The sequence below is a fragment of the Pseudoflavonifractor sp. An44 genome (assembly GCF_002161675.1).
GTDB classification, from domain to species: domain Bacteria; phylum Bacillota; class Clostridia; order Oscillospirales; family Oscillospiraceae; genus Enterenecus; species Enterenecus faecium.
The window spans coordinates 133,952-154,730 of the sequence record NZ_NFIH01000002.1 but is presented as its reverse complement, the minus strand read 5'-3'; the positions used below and the strand labels follow the sequence as shown (position 1 = coordinate 154,730).

The following is a 20,779-nucleotide window of genomic DNA, read 5'->3' as shown; positions in this document are numbered from 1 at the left end:
AGGCATCCGCAAAAATTTGAAAACCGTGTTGCCCGTACCCGAGCACAGCCCGCATGAGCGGGCTGTAATCGGGGGGAGGCAACACGGTACAATTATAACATGGAACGATAGATTTGCCAATACTCCTGGACGGACTGATTCCAAGAACTATCAAATTTCATGTCATTTTTTTGCAGGAGCTTCCAGTGCTTGCTGTCCTGATAGAAAGCAGCAGCGCGCCGGACAGCATCCAGCATGTCATGGGCGTTGTAACTTTTGAAGGTAAAGCCGCGCCCTTCCATGGTCTCCGGGTTCAAAGCGGGTACGGTATCGTACAATCCGCCGGTTTCCCGGATGATGGGTACGGTGCCGTAGCGCATGGCGATGAGCTGCGTCAGGCCACAGGGCTCCATTTTGGAGGGCATCAGCACCAGATCGCCGCCGGCGTACGTCTCGTGAGCCAATTTGTTGTCGAAAACGATGTTAGCAGACATCTTTTCCGGGTACTGGTCGGCATAGGAGCGGAACATATCCTCATAATTCTGCTCGCCTGTGCCGATGATGACCAGCTGGATATCCTCCTGCATCAGGTCATCCATGACGGCCTGCACCAGGTCCAGGCCCTTGTGGGAGACCAGGCGGGTGATCATAATCACCATGGGCACGTCGTCCCGGCACTCCAATCCCAGCTTTTCCTGGAGCGCCCGCTTGTTCTCCGCCTTCTTGTCCAACTGGTCACAGGTGTAATTCACCGGGATCAGGGGATCGGTGGAGGGGTCAAAGACATCGGTGTCGATGCCGTTGACCACGCCGCTGAGCTTATAGCTGTGGTGGCGCAGTACCCCATCCAGCCCGTGGGCGTAATAGGGGTCCTGAATCTCGTAGGCGTAGGTGCGGGAGACAGTGCTCACCCGGTCAGACACCAGAATGGCGGCCTTCATCATGTTGGTGCAGCCGTCAAACTGGGTGGTACCCCGCCAATCCTCCGGCAGACCCAGCACTTCGTCCACAAAGGACTCCGGTGCTTTGCCCTGATACTCCATGTTATGGATGGTAAACAGGGTACGGATAGGCTGGTAGGCATCCAAGCCCATATAGAAAGCCCGGAGGAAGACGGGAATCATGGCAGTTTGCCAGTCGTTGGCGTGGATGACATCGGGATACCAGTTGAGGTATTGCAGGGACTCCAAAACGGCCTTGGAGAAGAAGGCGAAGCGCTCGCCGTCGTCGTAGTAGCCGTAGGCGTTGTCCCGGTAGAAGTAGTACTCATTGTCGATGAAGTAGTACTGCAGGTTTCTCTGGGTGTCCTTGGCACGGAACACACCGCAGTACACGCTGCGCCAGGACAGAGGCACCCGGAAGTTACAGAGAAACTCAATGTCCCACCGGGGACTGTCTTTGATGGCCTTGTAGTAGGGGAGAAAGACAGCCACCTGTGCGTTTTCGTCGGCACTGAGCGCTTTGGGCAGCGCAGATGCCACGTCGCCCAGCCCTCCCGTTTTTAAAAAGGGAGCAGCTTCACTGGCGGCAAATAAGATTTTCATACAGTGACTCCTTTGCGGATGATCACGGGAGCAGTCTCCAGGCCTTTGAGCTGGCTACCGGCGGTGATGGTGGCCCACTTGTCCACGATGACGTTCTCCAGGCTGGCGCCCTCGCCGATGACACTGCCCTGCATGATGATGCAGTTCTTCACTGTGGCACCCTTGGCGATGCGTACGCCACGGCCAATGACGGAGTGCTCCGCATTGCCATCCAGAATGCAGCCGTCGGCGATGATACAGCCGGAGATGTTGCAGTCCATGCCGTAGTGAGAGGGCACCTCGTCGTTGACACGGGTGTAGATGGGACGGTCAGGACGGAACAGGGCGTTGCTGATGCCCTCGTCCAGCAGAGCCATATTGCTGCTGAAATAGCTCTCGATGTCGTTGACCCGCAGGACGGGATCGGTGAAGGGGTAGATGTTGATGGACAGGTCCCCGGTGTTGAAGCGGGACTGAATGAAGTCACGCTCCAGGAAGTAGACACCCCGGGCGGTGAACTCAGACACGGTGTCAATGAGCACCTGACGGTCCATGACCATGATGCTCATGCCACAGTAGTCGCCGGGCTGGGGCACGTGGTCCAGAGCGTAGCTGGTGACCCGCATGTTCCCATCCACCTGGATGACGGACTTGTAGGTGTTGCTGTTGCTCATCTTGCTCTGGGTGGCAACCACAGTGATGTCACAGCCGCTGTTGATGTGGGACTCCACCACGGGGCGGAAGTCCATGTTGCAGATCACGTGGGCATCTGCCATCACCACATAGGGAGAGGTGTCCTCCCGGAGGAAGTCCAGAGCGTTACGCAGCTCGTCCAACTTGCCGCGGTTGGCCTGGTTCAGGCTCTCGCTGGCGTAGGGGGGGAGGATCTGCAGGCCGCCGTTCTTGCGGTTCAGGTCCCACTCCTGGGTATTGCCCAGGTGGGTCATCAGAGAGTGGTAGTGCTGCTTGGCCAGCACGCCCACGCTGGTGATGCCGGAGTTGACCATGTTGGACAGGGCGAAGTCCACCAGGCGGTAACGGCCGCCGTAGGGGATAGCCGCCATGTTACGGTCATGGGTAAAAGCGTTCAACTCATCCGAATACATCTCGGAGAAAATAATTCCACACATTTTCATCTTTGTAGCCCCCCTTAAACAATTTCCTTGGGTTTGATCACGGTGCCAGAGGGGATGGTCTTCTTATGACCCACAACGCTGATACCCCAATCCTCGCCCAGGCAGTCCTCCGGGCGTGCGCCGATGGTGACATTCTCTTCGATGACACACTGCTCACCCACGATGGCGTAGCTGACGGTGCTGCCCTTACGGACGATGGTGTTGGGCATCAGGACGGTGCCGCTGACCACAGCGCCTTCTTCCACCTCGCAGCCGGTATAGATCACGGAGTTCTCCACCGTACCCTTGATGCGGCAGCCCTCGGTGATAAAGGAGTTGGACACCTTGGAGGAGGGGGCGATCATGGTAGAGGGGCTGGCATAGTTCCGGGCATAGATCTTGGAGTGGGGGTTGCGCATATCCAGGGGGTCCTTGGGGTCCAACAGGTCCATGTTGGCATCCCACAGACTGCCCAGAGTGCCCACGTCCTTCCAGTAGCCTTCAAAGGGATAGGCATACATGGGACGGCCGTCCCGCAGGAAGGCGGGGATGACGTTCTTGCCGAAGTCGTTTTCGGAGTTGGGGTCGGCCTCGTCGGCGATCAGGTACTTCTTCAGAGCGGCCCAAGTGAAGATGTACACACCCATGGAGGCCTGGGTGCTCTTGGGGTGGGCGGGCTTCTCCTCGAAGTCCACGATGGCCTGGTTCTCGTCGGTGCTCATGATGCCCATACGAGTGGCGTCTTCCATGCTGACGTTGATGACTGCAATGGTGCACTCGGAGCCCTTCTCCTTGTGGAACTGCAACATCTTGTTGTAATCCATCTTATAGATGTGGTCACCGGAGAGAATAAGCACGTATTCGGGCTGATATCTCTCGATGAAAGGGATATTCTGATAGATGGCGTTGGCCGTGCCCTTATACCACTGGTTGCTGGTGGTCTTAGTATAGGGAGGAAGCACATGGGCGCCGCCGAAATTCCGGTTCAGGTCCCAAGGCTGGCCGTTGCCAATGTAGTCGTTGAGCTCCAGGGGCTGATACTGGGTGAGAATACCCACGGTATCAATGCCGGAGTTCACGCAGTTGGAGAGAGAGAAGTCAATGATGCGATACTTGCCGCCGAAAGGCACGGCGGGTTTTGCGGTGTTTTCTGTCAGTACATACAATCTACTGCCCTGGCCGCCGGCCAAGAGCATGGAGATGCATTCTTTTTTTCGTTCGATCACAGTGAAGCCCCCCTAATTCATCTTTCCTCGCTGGTTATATGCGATGGTTATTTGCTGGCCTTTTTGCCAGCGGATTGCTTTTTGGAAACTCTGGTTTTTTTCACCTTTGCGCTGGGCACGCCTTCCACCGTCTTGCGGGTTCTCTGGGGCGCCTCTCGTTCGTAATATACGGTGGAGAGGGGCGGCAGAGTCAATTCGATGGAGTATTTCAGCCCGTGCATGGGTTTCGCCTTAGCCTTGACCGGCTTAAGCGGGGTACCAGTGCCACCATATTTCACGTCGTCGCTGGACAAAACAGGAATATAAGTACCGGCTTTGGCCGCACCGATGCAGTAGTGCTCGCGGGTGACCGGGCAGAAGTTGCACACAACCACAACCTCTTTCCCCTTGGCATCCACGCGCCGGAAGGAGATCACGCTCTGGCTGTTGTCGTCACAGGCAATCCACTGGAAGCCGTGCCAATCGTTGTCATTCTGCCACAGGGCAGGATGGGCCAGGTAGAAGTGATTCAAATCCCGGACATAGTCTTGCAGCTGACGGTGCTTATCATATTCCAAAAGGAACCAGTCCAGTTCCTTGGTGAAATCCCATTCAATAAACTGACCGAACTCTCCGCCCATGAACACCAGCTTTTTGCCGGGATGGGTCATCATATAGCCGTAGAAGGCCCGGAGATTCTGGAACTTCTCCTCATAGTCTCCCGGCATCTTGTTGAGCAGGGAGCACTTACCGTGTACCACCTCGTCATGAGAGAGGGGGAGGATAAAGTTTTCCGAGAACGCATAGGTCAGAGAGAAGGTAATGTTGTTGTGACGGCCCTTGCGGAACAGGGGGTCGGTAGACATGTAATCCAGCATGTCATGCATCCAGCCCATATTCCACTTGAAGTTAAAGCCCAATCCGCCGTCATACCCAGGCTTGGTGACCATGGGGAAGGCGGTGGACTCCTCGGCGATGACCAGAGCGCCGGGGTTAAATTCGAAGGCAGCGGCGCTCATGTCCTGTAAGAACTTCACCGCGTCCAGATTGGTATTGCCGCCGTACTGGTTGGGGCGCCACTGACCATCCCGGCGTCCGTAGTCCAGATAGAGCATGGAAGCCACGGCGTCCACTCGAATGCCGTCCACATGGTACATGTCTAACCAGTAGACCACATTGGAGATGAGGAAGGACCGCACCTCGTAACGGCCATAATCGAAAATGTGGGTGCCCCAGTCCGGGTGCTCCTTGCGCAGAGGGTCGGAGGGCTCGTAACAGCAACCGCCGTCGAACTCATACAGGCCCGTCTCATCCTTGGGGAAGTGTGCGCCCACCCAGTCTAAAATCACGCCAATACCTGCACTGTGGCAGATATCCACAAACTTCATAAAGTCCTTGGGTGTGCCGTACCGGGAGGTGGGGGCATAGTACCCAGTGACCTGATAGCCCCAGGAGGGCTCAAAGGGATACTCGCTGATGGGAAGCAGCTCGATGTGGGTATAGCCCATATCCTTGACATACTTGACCAAATCCTTGGCGTATTCCTCGTAGGTCATGTAGTTGCCATCGGCATGCTTACGCCAGGACCCCAGGTGCAGTTCATAGATGTTCAGAGGACGGGTGAGCGGCTGCTCCTTGGCCCGGGCAGCACAATACTCCTGATCGGTCCACTCAAAGCCGTCCAGATCATAGATCTTGCTGGCAGTTTCGGGCCGAGTGCAGGTATGTACGCCGTAGGGATCGCTCTTGAAGACAAAGGAGCCATCCGGGCGTTCGATGTAGAATTTGTACTCGTCAAAGTGTTTGGCCTCGGGCAAAAACTGCTCCCAAATTCCATCGGTGAGCTTGTCCATGGCCGGCACATCGGTGTCCCAGTCATTAAATCGGCCCAAAACCCGGACAGAGCGGGCATGAGGGGCCCAGACACGGAACACATAGCCCTCCTTTCCGTCCCGGACCTCCTTGTGACAGCCCATAAATCGATAGGCGTCGTGGCTGGTTCCGGCGCTGAAACGGGCGATGGCATCGTTGAGATATTCGGTGTGATTCAAGGTATATGCCTCCCAATTCCTCGAACAACTCATGAGGTAATGATGCTGTGGTTTATTTTGTGGCTTTCATTATACTGCGATAGAACAATAAAGTCAAGATGCACAAAAAAGCAAATGAAAGCGCATATACTTTTAGTATACTATGTGTTGTTTTCGTAAAAAATGATTACGAGCCCTTAAATTCCCATTAAATGCTGTCAATATCTTACTATAACCTGTAGTAGCGAAAAAGAACGTTGACTTTTGGAGGAAAATCATGTATTCTATATCAGCTATCATTGATGGAGACGTATCGAAGTGGTCATAACGAGAACGACTCGAAATCGTGTGACACTCGAACAACACCCGAACAATTTCATATGGAGACGTATCGAAGTGGTCATAACGAGCCTGACTCGAAATCAGGTAGCCCGCAAGGGCTCGTGGGTTCGAATCCCACCGTCTCCGCCAAAAAGTCCAGCAGCCTTTGGGTTGCTGGACTTTTTTGATTTCATCCAGTGAATTTTATGGCCATGTACACCACTTGAACCGGGGCAGGGGGTGGGGTATACTGGGGAACAGAAACCATGTGTATCAGGAGGGCAAGACCATGCAGACCGCTGCACAACTTCAACAGCTGCTTACCCGCATAGACCGCAGAAGTTACCCGGCCTATAAGGACACCCGAGGAACCTATCAGTTTCCGGGCTATATACTGTCCATCGACCACGTCCAGGGAGACCCTTTTGCCGCTCCCTCCAAACTGAGCATCCATGTCAAAGGAGAGAAGGCCGGGTTTCCTCATGAGCTGTACCAGATGCCCTGTCAGCGCATCGCCTTACAAGATGCCATCACCCGCCTGTTTGCCCGGAAAGCTGGGCAGGTATCCGGACTGGCCAGAGGCTCCGGGCACAGCGGGCTTCTTTCCACCAGCCGCTGTGGACAGGAGGTATTGGAGCGCACGGCATGCAGTATGGACCCGGTCTCCGGAGACGTTGTATTGCGCTTTGAGGCAGGATTTCCCGCCAATGGCCGCACGGTAAACGCCGGAGAACTGAGAAAGATGCTGTTTGAGTTCCTGCCTCAGTGCGTGGAAGCATCCCTCATGTACCGAAATTTGGACGGAAAGAGGCTGCAAGGGGTAGCAGATCTGGCGGAGGACCAGCAGTATATCCGTGAGACTCTTCCCAAACTTGGCCTGTGCGCCTTCGTGGCAGACGGCAGCATTCTCCCTCGAGCCACTGGCATCTCTGCCCAGCCCATGAAGGGCAGTGTACCATTTCAGTCACCCCAGGAGTTGTCTGTCACCTTGGAACTGCCCCACCGGGGAACCGTCACCGGCATGGGTATCCCTAAAGGCATCACCCTCATTGTGGGCGGTGGATATCACGGGAAATCCACCTTGCTCAAGGCGCTGGAGGCAGGGGTATACAACCACATCGCCGGGGATGGGCGGGAATACGTCATCACGGATCATACCGCCGTCAAAATTCGGGCGGAAGATGGCCGAAGCATTGCCCAGACGGATATCTCCATGTTCATAAACCATCTGCCCAATGGAAAAGACACCACCTGCTTCACCACCCAAGATGCCAGCGGAAGCACCTCCCAGGCTGCCAATGTGGTGGAGAGTATAGAGGCAGGAACCTCTCTGCTGCTCATGGATGAGGATACCAGCGCCACAAACTTCATGATTCGGGATGAGCTGATGCTGCGGGTCATTCACCGGGACATGGAGCCCATTACCCCGTTTTTGGAGCGAGTGGAAGAGCTGTATCACACCCACGGTATCTCCACCATTTTGGTGGCAGGCAGCTCTGGCGCCTATTTTCACCCCGCCCACCACATCATTCAAATGGACCGATATATCCCCAGGGACATTACCGCACTGGCCAAAGAGGCGGCACAGGCATTCCCCTCCACCTGTGCCCAGCTGGAGCCTGCACCGGCTCCCAATGTACACCGCTGTCCCCGTAGATCGGAGGAGTTTGGCCAAGGTGATCGGGTAAAACTGAAAACCTTGGGGCGGGATGGGGTATCCGTCAACCGTGTGACCATTGACCTGCGGTACGTGGAGCAGCTCACCGACTCGGAACAGCTTACCGCACTGGGATACTGCTTGGTATATGCCCAGAAGTATCTCATGGACGGCAGACGCACCCTACAACAAGTAGTGGAGAAACTGGAACAAATCATGGACCGCAAGGGCCTGGAAGCGCTGTGCGGTCGTGAGGGAGCCTTTTTGGCACGGCCCAGACGACAGGAGATCTTCGCCTGTTTCAACCGGTACCGGGGGCTGAACCTGGCTGGAAAAACTTCTTGAGTTCTCTTCTGAATCGTTGTATAATACCATTGCTTACAATTGAAAACGGGGAGCTTGTAGACAGGCTGAGAGGAAGGTGCGCCCTTCGACCCATGAACCTGATTTGGATAATGCCAACGTAGGGAGACATATGCTGTCATCAGCGGGGATACCAAATCAGGTATCCCCGCTGTTTCTGTTTCAACGCTCATCCAACCCGCATCCAGAAAGGAAGAGATCAACATGAGAACATACACAACCCAGATGGACGCAGCCCGTCAGGGCATCATCACCCCGGAGATGAAGGCGGTGGCCGCCAAGGAGTACCGCACAGAGGAGGAGATTCGGGAGCTGGTAGCCAAAGGACAGGTGGCCATCTGTGCCAATAAACTCCACACCTGTCTGGACCCCAACGGCGTGGGCTCCATGCTGCGCACCAAAATCAACGTCAATCTGGGGGTGTCCCGGGACTGCAAAGACTATGACGTGGAGATGCAGAAGGTGATGGCAGCAGTGAATATGGGGGCAGAGGCCATCATGGACCTGTCCTCCCACGGTAACACCCAGCCGTTCCGCCGGAAGCTGACCCAGGAGTGCCCTGCCATGATCGGCACGGTCCCCGTATACGACAGTGTCATCCACTATCAGCGGGATTTGGCCACTCTCTCCGCCAAGGACTTCATCGACGTGGTGCGACTCCACGCTCAGGACGGGGTGGATTTTGTCACCCTCCACTGCGGCATTACCCGCAAAACCATCGACCAGATCAAAAACCACAAGCGGAAAATGAACATCGTCTCCCGGGGCGGCTCCCTGGTGTTTGCCTGGATGAGCATGACCGGGGAAGAGAATCCCTTCTATGAGTACTTTGACGAGATTCTGGATATCTGTCGGGAATATGACGTGACCATTTCCCTGGGAGATGCCTGTCGCCCCGGCTGTCTGGCCGATGCCAGCGACGTGTGCCAGATTGAAGAGCTGGTACGCCTGGGCGAGCTGACCCGCCGAGCCTGGGCCAAAGACGTACAGGTGATGGTGGAGGGCCCCGGCCACATGCCCCTGGACCAGATTGAGGCCAACATGAAGCTCCAGCAGACCATTTGCATGGGCGCTCCCTTCTATGTGCTTGGTCCCCTTGTCACGGATATCGCCCCTGGCTACGACCACATCACTGCCGCCATCGGCGGGGCAGTGGCCGCTTCGGCAGGCGCTGCCTTCCTGTGCTATGTGACCCCCGCCGAACATTTGGCTCTGCCCAATGTGGAGGACGTGAAGCAGGGAATCATCGCCTCCCGCATTGCTGCCCACGCCGCGGATATCGCCAAGAAAATCCCCCACGCCAGAGACCTGGACGACGCCATGGCCGATGCCCGGCGGACCTTCGACTGGGACAAGCAGTGGGAATGTGCCATTGACCCGGAGACCGCCAAGGGCATCCGGGATGACCGGGCCCCGGAGCACGAGGACAGCTGTTCCATGTGCGGCAAGTTCTGCGCCGTACGCAGCATGAACAAGGCCCTCAGCGGAGAGTACATCGACATTCTGTAATGAAAACAGGGATTCCCCCCCAAAATGGAGGAATCCCTGTTTTGCATTGAACTTTCAGAGGTTAAGGGGCAAATTGCAGCATGGTTTGAACGGTGGAAAAGGGGCGTCCCGCCCCTAAAGAGGGACTCTTTTGCTGGTGGTCTGTGGCCGTGAGCACCGGGTACTGAAATCGTGAAGTCTGGTGGGTGTACTGAACCCAAGAATCGATCCAGACTGTTTCGCCAGGAGAAGTGGGAAACACAGAGTATGCCACATAGCCCCGGTGATTGCTTCCCTGACGAGGAAGAGAGAAGGAGGCAAACCAATCTGAATTCGTTTGCTGGCCCCAAAAGATGGAGTCGTAGGTGTAAGAGGCTTTCTCCAGACGGGCATAGGGAGAGACGAAGGTCGCGCCGTTGTCGTCGTACAGAAGGCGGCCGTGCACCGCATCTTCGGCAGGAATCCAATACGAGGTGTTGGTGTAGGCAGGGGTGAGTTGGAACGACTCTGTACCGTAAAAGGCAGGGCTATCCTCCCACTGGAAGTGGTGGATGAGCTTCCAACGCTCCGGCTCTTCGGACAACTGCACTCCAATGCCCGTCAGGTGCAGCTGAGGCACTTTTCCATCTGACGTAGTATGTTCCTCAAAGGAGCGGGTGTACTCATCTACCACCACCTGCTGGGCACCCTGACAATCCTGCAAATCCTCCATAGAGAGGTCATTTAAAACCGTGTCTGGGAAGCCCAAGTCTCGAAGCTTTTCTTTGATTTCTTGTTCCTGAGAAGAGGGCGGCGCAGACAGCAGCATCCAATCCATGGAGTAACTGTGGAAGAAGAGAAATCCGCCTGCCACGCCCACCAGAATGCACCCAGTGAAACACAGCGCAAACCGTCCCTCTGAGAGCCAAGCCCGCAGCCGAGGGAGCGGGTATCCGGCGGTGGTGACTGCCTGGGAGAATCGGAAGATACGGTAGAGGCAAAAGACATAGAGAATGATCAGAACGAGAAATCCAAACAGTCCAATCACTCCAACCACGGACAGCAGGGTCAATCCCACATACCACACCACCAGTCCACCGGCGGCTCTGGTGGATGCCTTCACTCCGGAGGCCTTTCGCAGCTGAAGCAGTCCCCGCCACAGGGAGAATAGAGTGACCAGCACCAGGAACATCGACGCCAGGTTTGTCAGATATCCCAAAGCAGAGGTATAGAATTGATTTTGAAAGATGGTGGCGTTTAGGGCAAACATCGGTACCAGGGCGATACAGCGCACTGCGGTGAAGACATAACAGCGGAACAGCCATTTGTTTTCCCGTCGTATGGCTCGGAAGCCCAAGTATAACAGGAGTAAACCAAGGAAAGACAGCAACTCTTGCAGCAGAGGAATCTCCAGGGTGAGGGTGCTCAGGGCCAATCCCCAGAGGATTTGGGTCATCGTAGTCTGCCAGTTGGGCGTCGGATCAGAACGGGACTCGGGGGCATCGGGTATAACTTGGAAGTTTTCCATAGGTCGGCCTCCTCCCTGATTATGATAGATTCATCATATCTCATCTCGCCTCAAATGCCAAGTAGAGAAACAAAAATCCCCCGTGCTCGGAACAAGTTTCACCGAGTACGGGGGAGTGATTTCTCTCAAGAGAGTTTTTCCTTGAGTGCTAGAATCTTGTTATAAATGGTTTGAATCGTTTCTTCAAACACCTCGTCACTCTGCCCAGTGGGGTCTTCCAGGCCCCAATTCTCCGTATAAGGGGCGGTAAAGGCCGGACAGCTGACGTTACACCCCATATAAATTACCACATCCGGCTGGGGCAGCTGGGAGACCAGCTTGCTGTACTGGGTCTCCTCCATGTCGATGCCGTGGAGCTGTTTCATCATGCGCACGGCGTCGGGATTGATGCGGTCTTTTACCTCGGTTCCGCCGGAGTAGCTCTCAAACACATCTCCCGCCAACTTTTTGCCCAGGGCCTCCGCCATCTGACTGCGGCAGGAGTTGTGAACGCACACAAACGCAACCTTGGGTTTTCCCATGTCATTCATCTCCTTTATTCCTTACCATCCTTCAGCAGCGCTTCGATCTGGGCGGGCTTAAGCACCTTTCCAGTGGACACTACCTTGCCATGCACCACCAGAGCAGGGAGGCTCATCACCCCGTAACCGGCAATGGTGGCCATGTCCTGAACATATTCCACATCTCTACATTCAGACCCAGACTACGCACCGCCTCCTGGGTGTTCTCCAGCAGGGTGTGGCAGGAGGCACAGCCGGTGCCCATCACCTGAATGGCTGCCCCGGACTTGGGGGCCACTCCAGGTGCAGAACAACCGCATTGACAGGAACAGGAGGCCGTCTGCTCCTCTTTTTTCTTCTTACCAAATCCAAACAGTGCCATGTTACATTCCTCCTATATGATTACACTAACAAAACTTGAATGGCATTGAAAAAATATCCAACCAGGATGATGCCCAGGGTACAGATACCAATAAAGGCCGCCAGCAGCCGGGGCTTCACCGACTGTTTCAGCATGATGAGGGAGGGAAGGCTCAAAGTCGTCACCGCCATCATAAAGGATAGTACGGTACCCAGTCCAGCCCCCTTAAACAGCAAACTTTCCGCCACGGGGATGGTGCCGAAAATATCGGCGTACATGGGCACTCCCACCAGAGTGGCCAGAATTACCGCCAGGGGATTTTGGCTGCCCAGCACCATCTCCACCCAGGTCTGGGGCACTACGTTGTGAATCAGTGCACCGATACCCACGCCCAGGAAAACATATGGGGCCACCTTTTTCACCGTGTTTACCAGCTGTCCCTTGGCATAGTCCACCCGGTCTCGTCGGGTCAGGGTGCCGCTCTGGCTTTCGATGTGGGGCGCATGGCGGATGAAATCCTCCACATACCGTTCCATCCCCAGCTTTTGCAGAAGCGTGCCGCCGATTACGGCAATGACCAGCCCCAGCAGCACATACAACACCGCCACACGGGTGCCGAACACGCTCATCAGCAGCACCAGGGAGCCCAAGTCCACCATGGGGGAGGAGATGAGAAAGGAGAAGGTCACGCCCACCGGAAGCCCAGCACTGGTAAAGCCCATGAAAATGGGGATAGACGAACAGGAACAGAAGGGCGTCACCGTTCCCAGTAGAGCCGCAACCACATTGGCCCACAGGCCCTGGAATCGACCCAGAATCTTCTTGGTACGCTGGGGGGAAAGTAACTCTGCAAATACGAGATGCCGAAAATCGGCACCGAGAGTAAGACAAAGATTTTAATGGTGTCATAGAGGAAAAATTGGACAATCCCGCCCAGGGTTCCATCCAGGCCCACCGCAGCCAGACCATTTCCAATGAGTTCGTTGAGCCATCTCATTCCCAAGACTTGATCTTGGAAGAAGAGCCAACCTGATCTGATCCATTCCATCTAATCCATACCTCCAATCATAGTTCTAAAAATTTCGATTTGAACAAGTTGAGAAAAAACCATCTCAAGAAACAGATGGTTTTCTCATCCACAGCAGTTGTCTGCGGTGCCAGCAGCCGAGGTATCCGTCAATTCCTCCAACAGCTGCCGGGCATAGGCACAGCCCTCCTCCCCCAGGGAATAGTGGGTCCACTTTCCCTCCGTACGTCCCACGACCACACCGGAGTCACAGAGAATCTTCATGTGATAGGAGAGGGTGGACTGGCTGATGTGTAAATGCTCCAACAGCGCACAGGCACACTTCTCGCCGCTGCGCAATAGCTCCAAAATTTGCAGCCGATTCACATCGCAAAAGGCCTTAAATACTCTCATATCTGAGGCGTGATCTCGCACAGCAATCCCTCCCATCGCATCGAAGAATTTCAATCTAACAGCAGTATATTCAATACATCGAGAAATGTCAATATGTCATTCAACAATATGGTTGTTTTGACCATAGAGCCGTTGCATCATTCTGTGGCATGTTGTATACTTAAACAAACCACAAAATACAAAAAAAGGAGCGGTGAATCATGGGAGTATTGGAACTTAGAGACGTCAGCTATACGTATCAGACGCAGTATCAAAAGGTAGAGGCCCTGCGGAACATCACCGCATCCTTCGATGGTGGAAAGGTGTACGCCGTGGTTGGCAAATCGGGCAGCGGAAAAACCACGTTGCTCTCCCTGTTGGCGGGGCTGGATCTGCCCACAGAAGGAGAGGTGCTGTGCCACGATGTGGCCACCAGCCAAATGAAGTTGGAGCAGTACCGTCGGGAGCAGGTGGCGGTGATTTATCAAAATTTCCGGCTGTTCCCCTTGCTCACGGTGGCGGAAAATGTGATGTACCCCATGGAGCTGCGGGGGACAAGCCCCAAGGAGGCAAGGGAAAAGGCTAAGATTTTGGTAGAAAAAGTAGGACTGCCCGAGACCGTGCTGGGCCGTTATCCCACCATGCTCTCCGGCGGTGAGCAGCAGCGGGTGGCCATCGCCCGCGCCCTGGGCATGGACACCAAAATTCTCTTGGCGGACGAACCCACCGGAAACCTGGATACGGCCAACAGTGAGAACATCTATTCCATCCTCCAGAGTTTGGCCCATGACGACGGGTACTGTGTCATCATTGTCACCCACGACCGCACCCTGGCCCAGAAAGCAGATGACATTCTGGAACTGAAAGACGGTCAGGTGGTAAAGTGAGGAGGCGAATCCCATGGTGATACGAAACGGTATTCTCAGTACAGTTCGGGCCCGAGGGCGTACCGTCCTATTCAGCCTGCTCATCCTGCTTTTGACCCTCTCCCTGTCCCTGGGAATGGCCCTGTGGAGCTACTGCGCCCAGACGCTGGAGGCCATGGACCAGGCTTACACCTCCATTGCTCTGGTGGAACACATGGGAGAGAACTATCCCGACCCCTATGCAGCGGACGATACCGCCCGCCAGTCCCTGGCGCAGTTGGGGGACTATAGCCAGGTGCCCGGGGTAACGCTGTGGGAGACCACCGATTGGGGCGTCGCCCTGTCCGAGGGATATCAGCGTCCGGACGGCACCATTCCCTATGAGAACCAGGTGGTTTTGGCTGTGTTCCAGATCACCCAGAAGTACGTTCAAGAGTCCTTCACCATTGAGCTGGAAGACCTCCCGGAGGAGTATATGATTCGGGAAGGCCCCACCTGCACTGTAAAAACCAAGGAGGGCATGTGGGAAGATATTCAGTATTATTCCCTGCTCTCCAGCAGAAAAGAGGATGTCCGAGTGGTTGCCAGCCCTAGACTCACTCTAATAGACGAGACCCGCGACATCACATTGGATTTGAGCTGGATGGAGGAGGCAGGGAACGTCTTCGATCGTGGAGAGTCCTATGAGACAGACCCTGCCACAGGTGAGAGCTATTGGGAAGAATATTTCTTGGGATATCGACAGGCTCCGGCAGGGTATACAGGCATCATCGGGAAAAATCTCTACTCCTATGAGGGGAAGAGTGGTGTTCTGGTGGAAATTGACCCCGGGGACAGTGGCTTTGTACCCGAGCCCGGAAAGCGTTACCTCCTCCACGGAGAACTGTACGACAGCGGCAGTTCCAGCCGTGCCATTCGGGTGACGGAGTTCTACGAGGGCTGTGACCAGTCTCCCTGGGTGGCCTTTGACAACTATGATGACCCAGTATTCACTGACAGCATCTTTACAGAGTACGCCCAAAAATATGAGTTGGGCAACAACTACATGCAAGTGGAATCCAGCGATTACATCGCCGCTCTGGAGCCCTTCCAACAAGGAACCTTGTATCTCACCGATGGGCGATATCCCAAAGCGGGGGAGAGCGGCGTATGCGCCATAACCCAGGACATTGCCAAACAGCTGAATTTGAAGGTGGGGGACACCATCTCTCTGTCCATGATGCAGTCTACCGAATACGACCCCTTTGCCTTGGGAGAAACGGACGACACTCGAAGCTGGACCGTGGTTGGGATTGTGAACCAGGCCAGCGGCTACGAGGGGCGCATCTGGGTTTCCAGGGGAGAGGATCTACCTCAAGCACCCCTGTTTGGCTATCTGTTGGGCCGGGCCGTTTTAGACAACAACCGTGCGGTTGAGGCGGTGGACCAGATGGAAGCCATGGCTCCGGATGGGGTGCGCATTACCCTGTATGACCAGGGCTATGCAGCCGCTGCCCAGCCCCTACAGGCCATGGAGTCCACGGCTCAGGGCGTCACGTTTGCCTCCCTGGTGGGTGTGTTGGCTGTCTTGTGCCTGTTTGCATTCCTCTTTGTGGGGCGACAGCAGCAGGCGGTGGACGTGATGGTCTCCCTGGGCACGCCCAGGGGTAAGATTCGGCTGTGGCTCCTCTCCGGCGTGACCCTGGTGGCAGGGGTAGCTGTACTGGTAGGGATGGCGGTATCCGCCGCCTCCATGCAGCTGCTCATTGCTCTGGCCTTGCAAGGGGCTCGTGCCCTGTATGCCGCCGATCGGCGGTATAGCAACGGGGCTCTGGGCGCCACGAAAGAGGTAGAGCTGCCCCAACAAGTGCCTCTTTGGCCTGCCTTGGTGGCAGGCGTGGTGGTGTTTGTGGCCGCTCTGATCCTGTGCGTGGCCTTTGTGGGCCAGGCGCAGCGGAAAAACACACTTCGCCAGGGTAAAACCCGGGTACGTGTTCCCCGCAGCGGCACCAGTGTCGCAGGGAAGGGTGCTGTGCGCTTTGCCTGGCTCTCTGCCCGCCGAGGCGGTTGGCGCTCTGTGGTCGTTCCCGTGGTGGCGCTGGTCTTGTCTGGATTTTTGGGATTTTTGATGGTGACTGCTCAGGGCTGGGAGAGCCAGCGCCGGAGTCTCTATGATAACACCACCATCACAGGTCAATTTACCTCTGCCAATGGAAGGCAGTATACAGATTTGCATCTATCCGATCCGTTCCAGATCAGCGAATCCGGTATGGTGTCTGACATTCAGGTCTATCGCAGCTACCACTACTGGCTGAGCAAGGACATGCCACAATTCGCAGACAATGTACATGGCCAGGACCGCAGGGCCGGGTGGATTGAAAAGCAGGAAGACATGGTATTCCTCAACGGCTTCGCAGTTGCGCCAGACTTTATTTACAGCGAGAAAAGCCCGGAAATCACATGGCTAGAGGGCTGGGACGAGGGATTCCTGACAGAGCCCAACAACTACACCAGTGGCATGGAGGGCATCACCCCCTGTGTTTCCAGCACACGCTGGATGAAAGAGAAGGGGGTGGAGTTGGGCGACCAAATTTCCGTCTATACGGAACTGGCAGGCGATATTCCCGTGTGCATCGTGGGTTCTTTTACTCCGTGGGGAGCTGCTGACAACCTCTACGCGCCACTGAGTTGCTTGCAAACTGACATCGCCGATTATCTGGGTTGCCGTTTCACCCTGAAATCCGCCTATGATTTGGATGATTTCCGGGAGTATCTGGCCCAGGAAGAATATTCTGTCCCAGGGGATTTAAACGGCAATCGCATCGTAGTCATGCTCAACGACTCCACCTTTACCCAGACCGTGGAGGCTCTGGGACGCTACATCACCCTGAGTCAAATTCTCTTCCCTGTGCTCTTCCTCCTCATGGGAGTTATGGGCTTTGTGGTGTCCTGGCTCATGGTCAATGGTCGGCGCATGGAGTTTGCCATCATGCGAGGGCTGGGTGCCTCCAAAAAGCGGGTGTTTGGCTCCTTCTTCCTGGAACAGATGGGACTGTGCCTGATGGGATGCATCCTCAGCGGAGTGGTCCTGACCCTTTGGAGCGGGCAGCCCCTGGTCTGGCTGGCTTCCGCTGGCTTTGCTCTCTTTTATTTGGCGGGATGTGCTCTGGCCGTACGTACCGTGGGACGGACCAAAATCTTTACCCTCCTTACCCATGCAGATTGATGGAATCGAATTCCCCCCACACTTGAGGGAAAGGGTGTGTGTTTATGATTCTTCGCAATGGAATTCTCAGCACTGTGCGCTCTCGTGGTCGCACCGTTCTCTTCACCCTTTTGATTTTCCTTCTCACCCTCTCCCTGTCCCTGGGACTGGGGCTATGGAGCTATTGCACTCAGACGCTGGCAGCCATGGACGCTACCTACACCTCCATCGCCTTGGTGGAGTACAAGGGAGAGAATTACCCCGACCAATATGCCGCCGATGAATCGGCCCGGGTGGCGTTTTTCCAGCTGGGAGACTACAGCCAAGTGCAGGGCGTGGAGCTGTGGGAGTCCACACAACGGGGAATGGTTCTGACAGACGGCTATCAGCGCCCGGATGGCACCATTCCCTATGAGGATAAAATGGTGGTGTCGGTTTTTCAACTCAGTGAGGTATTCGCTTTTCAGGAGTGTCCCGCACAGTTAGAGGATCTTCCCGAGGAATACCTGATCTATTCCGACGACCGGTGCACCGTCCACATCCGGGAGGGGGTGTGGGAGGATGTTCCATATTACTCCAGTGCGCCATTGGAGACGTCAGCGGCATATGTTACCGAACAGATGAACGGAACCGTTACCCTGATAGACAAAGACCGGGGTCTCTCCATGGAGCTGAACTGGCTAAAAAATCAGGGTGGCTTCTTTCGCCGGGACAGTTATATTGAAACCGACCCACAGACCGGAAAGTTGACCTCCATCGACACACTGGTAAACTTCCGCTTGGCTCTGGATCACTACAGCGGAATCATTGGGGAAAACCTGTATTCCTATGACGGAAAAAGCGGCGTGCTCGTAGAGGTCTATCCTGGAGACAGCGGCTTTATGGCAGAGCCGGGAAAGCGGTATCTTATCCATGGAGAGCGGATGGACAGCGGCGCATCCAATCAAGGCATTGTTGTGAGAGCGTTCTATGAGGGCTGTGATCAATCCCCATGGGTTTCCTTTGACAGCTATGACGACCCCATATTCACCGACAGCCTTTTTTCAACGTACGCCAAACAGTATGAGCGGGGCAACAACTATATCCAAGTGGAGGCCAGCGACAACATCCCCGCCTTGGAGCCTTTCCAACAGGGAACGCTCTACCTCAAAGAGGGACGATACCCCCAGGAAGGGGAGAAGGGGGTATGCGCTGTCACCCAGGACATCGCCCAGCAGCTGGAGTTAAACCTGGGGGATGAGCTTTCTGTGTCGGTGATGCAGTCCACCCAGACAGACCCCTTCGCTCTGGAGGAGACAGGGGACAGCCGCACCTGGACCGTGGTGGGGATTGTCAATCAGGGCAAGGGCTACGAAGGGCACCTCTGGGTATCTCGGCAAGACGCCCTGCCGGAAGCCCCGCTGTTTGGATATCTGTTTGGCCGTGCTGTTTTGGACAACGCTGGAGCTGTGGAGGCCGTGGAGCAGATGACGGCCATGGCCCCTGACGGGGTGGAGATCACCCTGTACGATCAGGGCTACGCCACCGCAGCCCAGCCTCTACAGGCCATGGAGGCCACTGCCCAAGGAGTCACCTTTGCCGCCCTGGTAGGGGCACTGGCGGTACTGTGCCTGTTCGCCTTCCTCTTCGTGGGACGACAGCAGCAGGCCGTGGATGTGATGGTGTCCCTGGGTACCCCCAAGAGGAAAATCTGGCTGTGGCTCCTCTCCGGGGTCACAGTGGTGGCTGGTGTGGCTGTGCTTGCGGGCATGGTAGTGTCTGCCGTGTCTATGCAGTTGCTCATTGGGCTGGCCCTGCAAGGGGCCCGGGCTCTGTATGCTGCCGATCAGCGGTACAGCAACGGAGCTCTGGGTACCACCAAAGAGGCAGAGCTGCCTCAACAGGTGCCGCTGTGGCCTGCGTGGGTGTCCGCTGTTATCGTATTTCTACTCGCTCTGGTGCTGTGTGCCCTGTTTACACAGCTGGCCCAGAGGAAAAATACCCTCCGCCGAGGCAAGAGTCAAGTGCGCGTTCCCCGCAGCGGAACCAGTATCACGGGGAAGGGTGCCGTGCGCTTTGCCTGGCTCTCCGCCCGTCGGGGCGGTTGGCGCTCCATGGCAGTACCTGGCGTGGCCCTGGTCCTATCTGCTTTCTTAGGGTTTCTCATGGCAACGGCACAGGGCTGGGATCAGCAGCGGGCTACTCTGTACGAGAACACCACCATTACAGGACAGTTTACCTCGGTCAATGGCAGGCAGTATACCGGACTCATGCTGGAAGACCCTTGGCAACTCTGGGACTCGGGTCTGCTCTCGTCCATGCTGGTCTATGACTCCACCCACTACTGGATGCCGGATGAGATGCCAGACTTTCCAAACACCGCATTCGGCAATAAGCTCCGGGGCGAGTGGGTTTCCAAGCAGCCGGAGCTGGTCTTTCTCAACGGTTTGGAGGTATCTCCCAGATTCATCTATCGTCAAGTACCCACCATCACCTGGCTGGAGGGCTGGGACGAGAGCTTCTTGGAAGCCCCCAGCTACTACAACACCCCCCAGAGCACCCCGCTGCCCTGTATTGCCAGCCAAACTTGGATGGAGGAGCAGGGAATCAGCTTAGGGGATGACATTAAAATCAATTCCCAAAAGGGCGGCACCATTACGGTGTTCCCTGTAGGTTCCTGTGCCTCGGAGGGCACGGACAAGACCATCTATGTGCCGCTCAGCCGTCTCTGCCTGCCCCCTTGGCAGGCGGAGAGCCCACAGCAAAGTGCAGCGCCATGGGACTATTTCCCCGGCTGTCGATTTACCCTCCAGTCCTCCTATAATCTGGAGGATTTCCGAGAGTACCTGGCCCAGGAGGGGTACTCGGTTCCGGGTGATTTGAATGGCAGCCGCATTGTGGTGGTGCTCAATGACTATGCCTTCACCCAGACCGTGGAGGCTCTGGGGCGCTACATCACCCTGAGTCAAATTCTCTTCCCCGTGCTCTTCCTCCTCATGGGAGTCATGGGCTTTGTGGTGTCCTGGCTGATGGTCAATGGTCGGCGCATGGAGTTTGCCATTATGCGAGGGCTGGGTGCCTCCCAAACGCGGGTGTTCGGCTCCTTCTTCCTGGAACAGATGGGGCTGTGCCTGATGGGTTGTATTCTCAGCGGAGTGGTCCTGACCCTTTGGAGCGGACAGCCCCTGGTCTGGCTGGCTTCCATTGGCTTTGCTCTCTTTTATTTGGCGGGATGTGCTCTAGCGGTGCGCACAGTTGGGAAAACTAAAATTTTCGCCTTGCTCACCCACGCCGACTGAGAG

14 protein-coding genes, 1 tRNA gene, 1 pseudogene and 1 riboswitch are annotated in these 20,779 nt (G+C 55.7%); of the genes and pseudogenes, 6 read left to right on the top strand and 10 right to left on the bottom strand.

Annotated features, from left to right (window positions below; all coding sequences use genetic code 11):
• Window positions 1-92 precede the first annotated feature (92 nt).
• From glgA to glgB, 4 genes are read right to left on the bottom strand one after another with little or no spacing between them, the layout of a single operon-like run.
• On the bottom strand, window positions 93-1,523 hold the full coding sequence (glgA, locus tag B5F98_RS01770) for a glycogen synthase GlgA (protein WP_087369351.1): 1,431 nt from the start codon (window positions 1,521-1,523) through the stop codon (window positions 93-95).
• On the bottom strand, window positions 1,520-2,638 hold the full coding sequence (glgD, locus tag B5F98_RS01765) for a glucose-1-phosphate adenylyltransferase subunit GlgD (protein WP_087230226.1): 1,119 nt from the start codon (window positions 2,636-2,638) through the stop codon (window positions 1,520-1,522). Before glgD ends, glgA begins: the two co-directional genes overlap by 4 nt.
• A 14-nt stretch (window positions 2,639-2,652) precedes the next feature.
• On the bottom strand, window positions 2,653-3,843 hold the full coding sequence (locus B5F98_RS01760) for a glucose-1-phosphate adenylyltransferase (RefSeq protein ID WP_087230223.1): 1,191 nt from the start codon (window positions 3,841-3,843) through the stop codon (window positions 2,653-2,655).
• Window positions 3,844-3,890: 47 nt separating this feature from the next.
• The gene (gene glgB, locus B5F98_RS01755; RefSeq protein ID WP_242961572.1) at window positions 3,891-5,873 is read right to left on the bottom strand and encodes a 1,4-alpha-glucan branching protein GlgB; all 1,983 of its coding nucleotides are present in this window, start codon (window positions 5,871-5,873) and stop codon (window positions 3,891-3,893) included.
• Window positions 5,874-6,234: 361 nt separating this feature from the next.
• Here glgB and B5F98_RS01750 point away from each other — a divergent pair.
• The 3 genes from B5F98_RS01750 (at window position 6,235) to thiC (ending at window position 9,702) form a co-directional block, all read left to right on the top strand.
• Window positions 6,235-6,323 (top strand) — tRNA-Ser (locus B5F98_RS01750).
• A 139-nt stretch (window positions 6,324-6,462) separates the two neighbouring features.
• Window positions 6,463-8,175: an ABC-ATPase domain-containing protein gene (locus B5F98_RS01745; RefSeq protein ID WP_087369349.1), complete on the top strand. Its 1,713-nt coding sequence runs from the start codon at window positions 6,463-6,465 to the stop codon at window positions 8,173-8,175.
• A 37-nt stretch (window positions 8,176-8,212) separates the two neighbouring features.
• A riboswitch (TPP riboswitch) is annotated at window positions 8,213-8,317 on the top strand.
• A gap of 80 nt (window positions 8,318-8,397) precedes the next feature.
• On the top strand, window positions 8,398-9,702 hold the full coding sequence (thiC, locus tag B5F98_RS01740) for a phosphomethylpyrimidine synthase ThiC (protein WP_087230213.1): 1,305 nt from the start codon (window positions 8,398-8,400) through the stop codon (window positions 9,700-9,702).
• A gap of 61 nt (window positions 9,703-9,763) precedes the next feature.
• Here thiC and B5F98_RS01735 read toward each other — a convergent pair whose 3' ends face one another.
• The 6 genes and pseudogenes from B5F98_RS01735 to B5F98_RS01715 form a co-directional block, all read right to left on the bottom strand.
• Window positions 9,764-11,188, bottom strand: a complete 1,425-nt coding sequence (locus tag B5F98_RS01735; RefSeq protein ID WP_087369348.1) for a hypothetical protein — start codon at window positions 11,186-11,188, stop codon at window positions 9,764-9,766.
• A 125-nt stretch (window positions 11,189-11,313) separates the two neighbouring features.
• Window positions 11,314-11,709, bottom strand: a complete 396-nt coding sequence (locus B5F98_RS01730; protein WP_087369347.1) for an arsenate reductase ArsC — start codon at window positions 11,707-11,709, stop codon at window positions 11,314-11,316.
• 14 nt (window positions 11,710-11,723) lie between these two features.
• Entirely contained in the window at window positions 11,724-11,852 is a 129-nt protein-coding gene (locus B5F98_RS13515) for a thioredoxin family protein (protein ID WP_343219384.1), read from the bottom strand.
• Window positions 11,825-12,070, bottom strand: coding sequence for a thioredoxin family protein (locus B5F98_RS01725; RefSeq protein WP_343219383.1), 246 nt, complete (start codon window positions 12,068-12,070; stop codon window positions 11,825-11,827). The genes B5F98_RS13515 and B5F98_RS01725 overlap by 28 nt, the downstream gene beginning before the upstream one ends.
• Window positions 12,071-12,090: 20 nt before the next feature.
• A pseudogene (locus B5F98_RS01720) lies at window positions 12,091-13,097 on the bottom strand (permease).
• A gap of 84 nt (window positions 13,098-13,181) precedes the next feature.
• Window positions 13,182-13,469, bottom strand: coding sequence for a metalloregulator ArsR/SmtB family transcription factor (locus B5F98_RS01715; protein WP_158099745.1), 288 nt, complete (start codon window positions 13,467-13,469; stop codon window positions 13,182-13,184).
• 200 nt (window positions 13,470-13,669) lie between these two features.
• Between B5F98_RS01715 and B5F98_RS01710 the strand changes: the two genes are divergently transcribed.
• From B5F98_RS01710 to B5F98_RS01700, 3 genes are read left to right on the top strand one after another with little or no spacing between them, the layout of a single operon-like run.
• Complete coding sequence (locus B5F98_RS01710) at window positions 13,670-14,335, top strand: ABC transporter ATP-binding protein (protein ID WP_087369345.1); 666 nt, start codon at window positions 13,670-13,672, stop codon at window positions 14,333-14,335.
• A 13-nt stretch (window positions 14,336-14,348) separates the two neighbouring features.
• Window positions 14,349-17,519, top strand: coding sequence for an FtsX-like permease family protein (locus tag B5F98_RS01705; protein ID WP_087369344.1), 3,171 nt, complete (start codon window positions 14,349-14,351; stop codon window positions 17,517-17,519).
• 44 nt (window positions 17,520-17,563) lie between these two features.
• The gene (locus B5F98_RS01700) at window positions 17,564-20,776 is read left to right on the top strand and encodes an FtsX-like permease family protein (RefSeq protein ID WP_087369343.1); all 3,213 of its coding nucleotides are present in this window, start codon (window positions 17,564-17,566) and stop codon (window positions 20,774-20,776) included.
• Window positions 20,777-20,779 lie beyond the last annotated feature (3 nt).

Coding starts and splice junctions, on each gene's coding strand:
- glgA (WP_087369351.1), bottom strand. CDS start 1,523: ATGAAAATCTTATTTGCCGCCAGTGAAGCTGCTCCCTTTTTAAAAACG.
- glgD (WP_087230226.1), bottom strand. CDS start 2,638: ATGAAAATGTGTGGAATTATTTTCTCCGAGATGTATTCGGATGAGTTG.
- B5F98_RS01745 (WP_087369349.1), top strand. CDS start 6,463: ATGCAGACCGCTGCACAACTTCAACAGCTGCTTACCCGCATAGACCGC.
- thiC (WP_087230213.1), top strand. CDS start 8,398: ATGAGAACATACACAACCCAGATGGACGCAGCCCGTCAGGGCATCATC.
- B5F98_RS01735 (WP_087369348.1), bottom strand. CDS start 11,188: ATGGAAAACTTCCAAGTTATACCCGATGCCCCCGAGTCCCGTTCTGAT.
- B5F98_RS01730 (WP_087369347.1), bottom strand. CDS start 11,709: ATGGGAAAACCCAAGGTTGCGTTTGTGTGCGTTCACAACTCCTGCCGC.
- B5F98_RS13515 (WP_343219384.1), bottom strand. CDS start 11,852: ATGGCCACCATTGCCGGTTACGGGGTGATGAGCCTCCCTGCTCTGGTG.
- B5F98_RS01725 (WP_343219383.1), bottom strand. CDS start 12,070: ATGGCACTGTTTGGATTTGGTAAGAAGAAAAAAGAGGAGCAGACGGCC.
- B5F98_RS01715 (WP_158099745.1), bottom strand. CDS start 13,469: ATGAGAGTATTTAAGGCCTTTTGCGATGTGAATCGGCTGCAAATTTTG.
- B5F98_RS01710 (WP_087369345.1), top strand. CDS start 13,670: ATGGGAGTATTGGAACTTAGAGACGTCAGCTATACGTATCAGACGCAG.
- B5F98_RS01705 (WP_087369344.1), top strand. CDS start 14,349: ATGGTGATACGAAACGGTATTCTCAGTACAGTTCGGGCCCGAGGGCGT.
- B5F98_RS01700 (WP_087369343.1), top strand. CDS start 17,564: ATGATTCTTCGCAATGGAATTCTCAGCACTGTGCGCTCTCGTGGTCGC.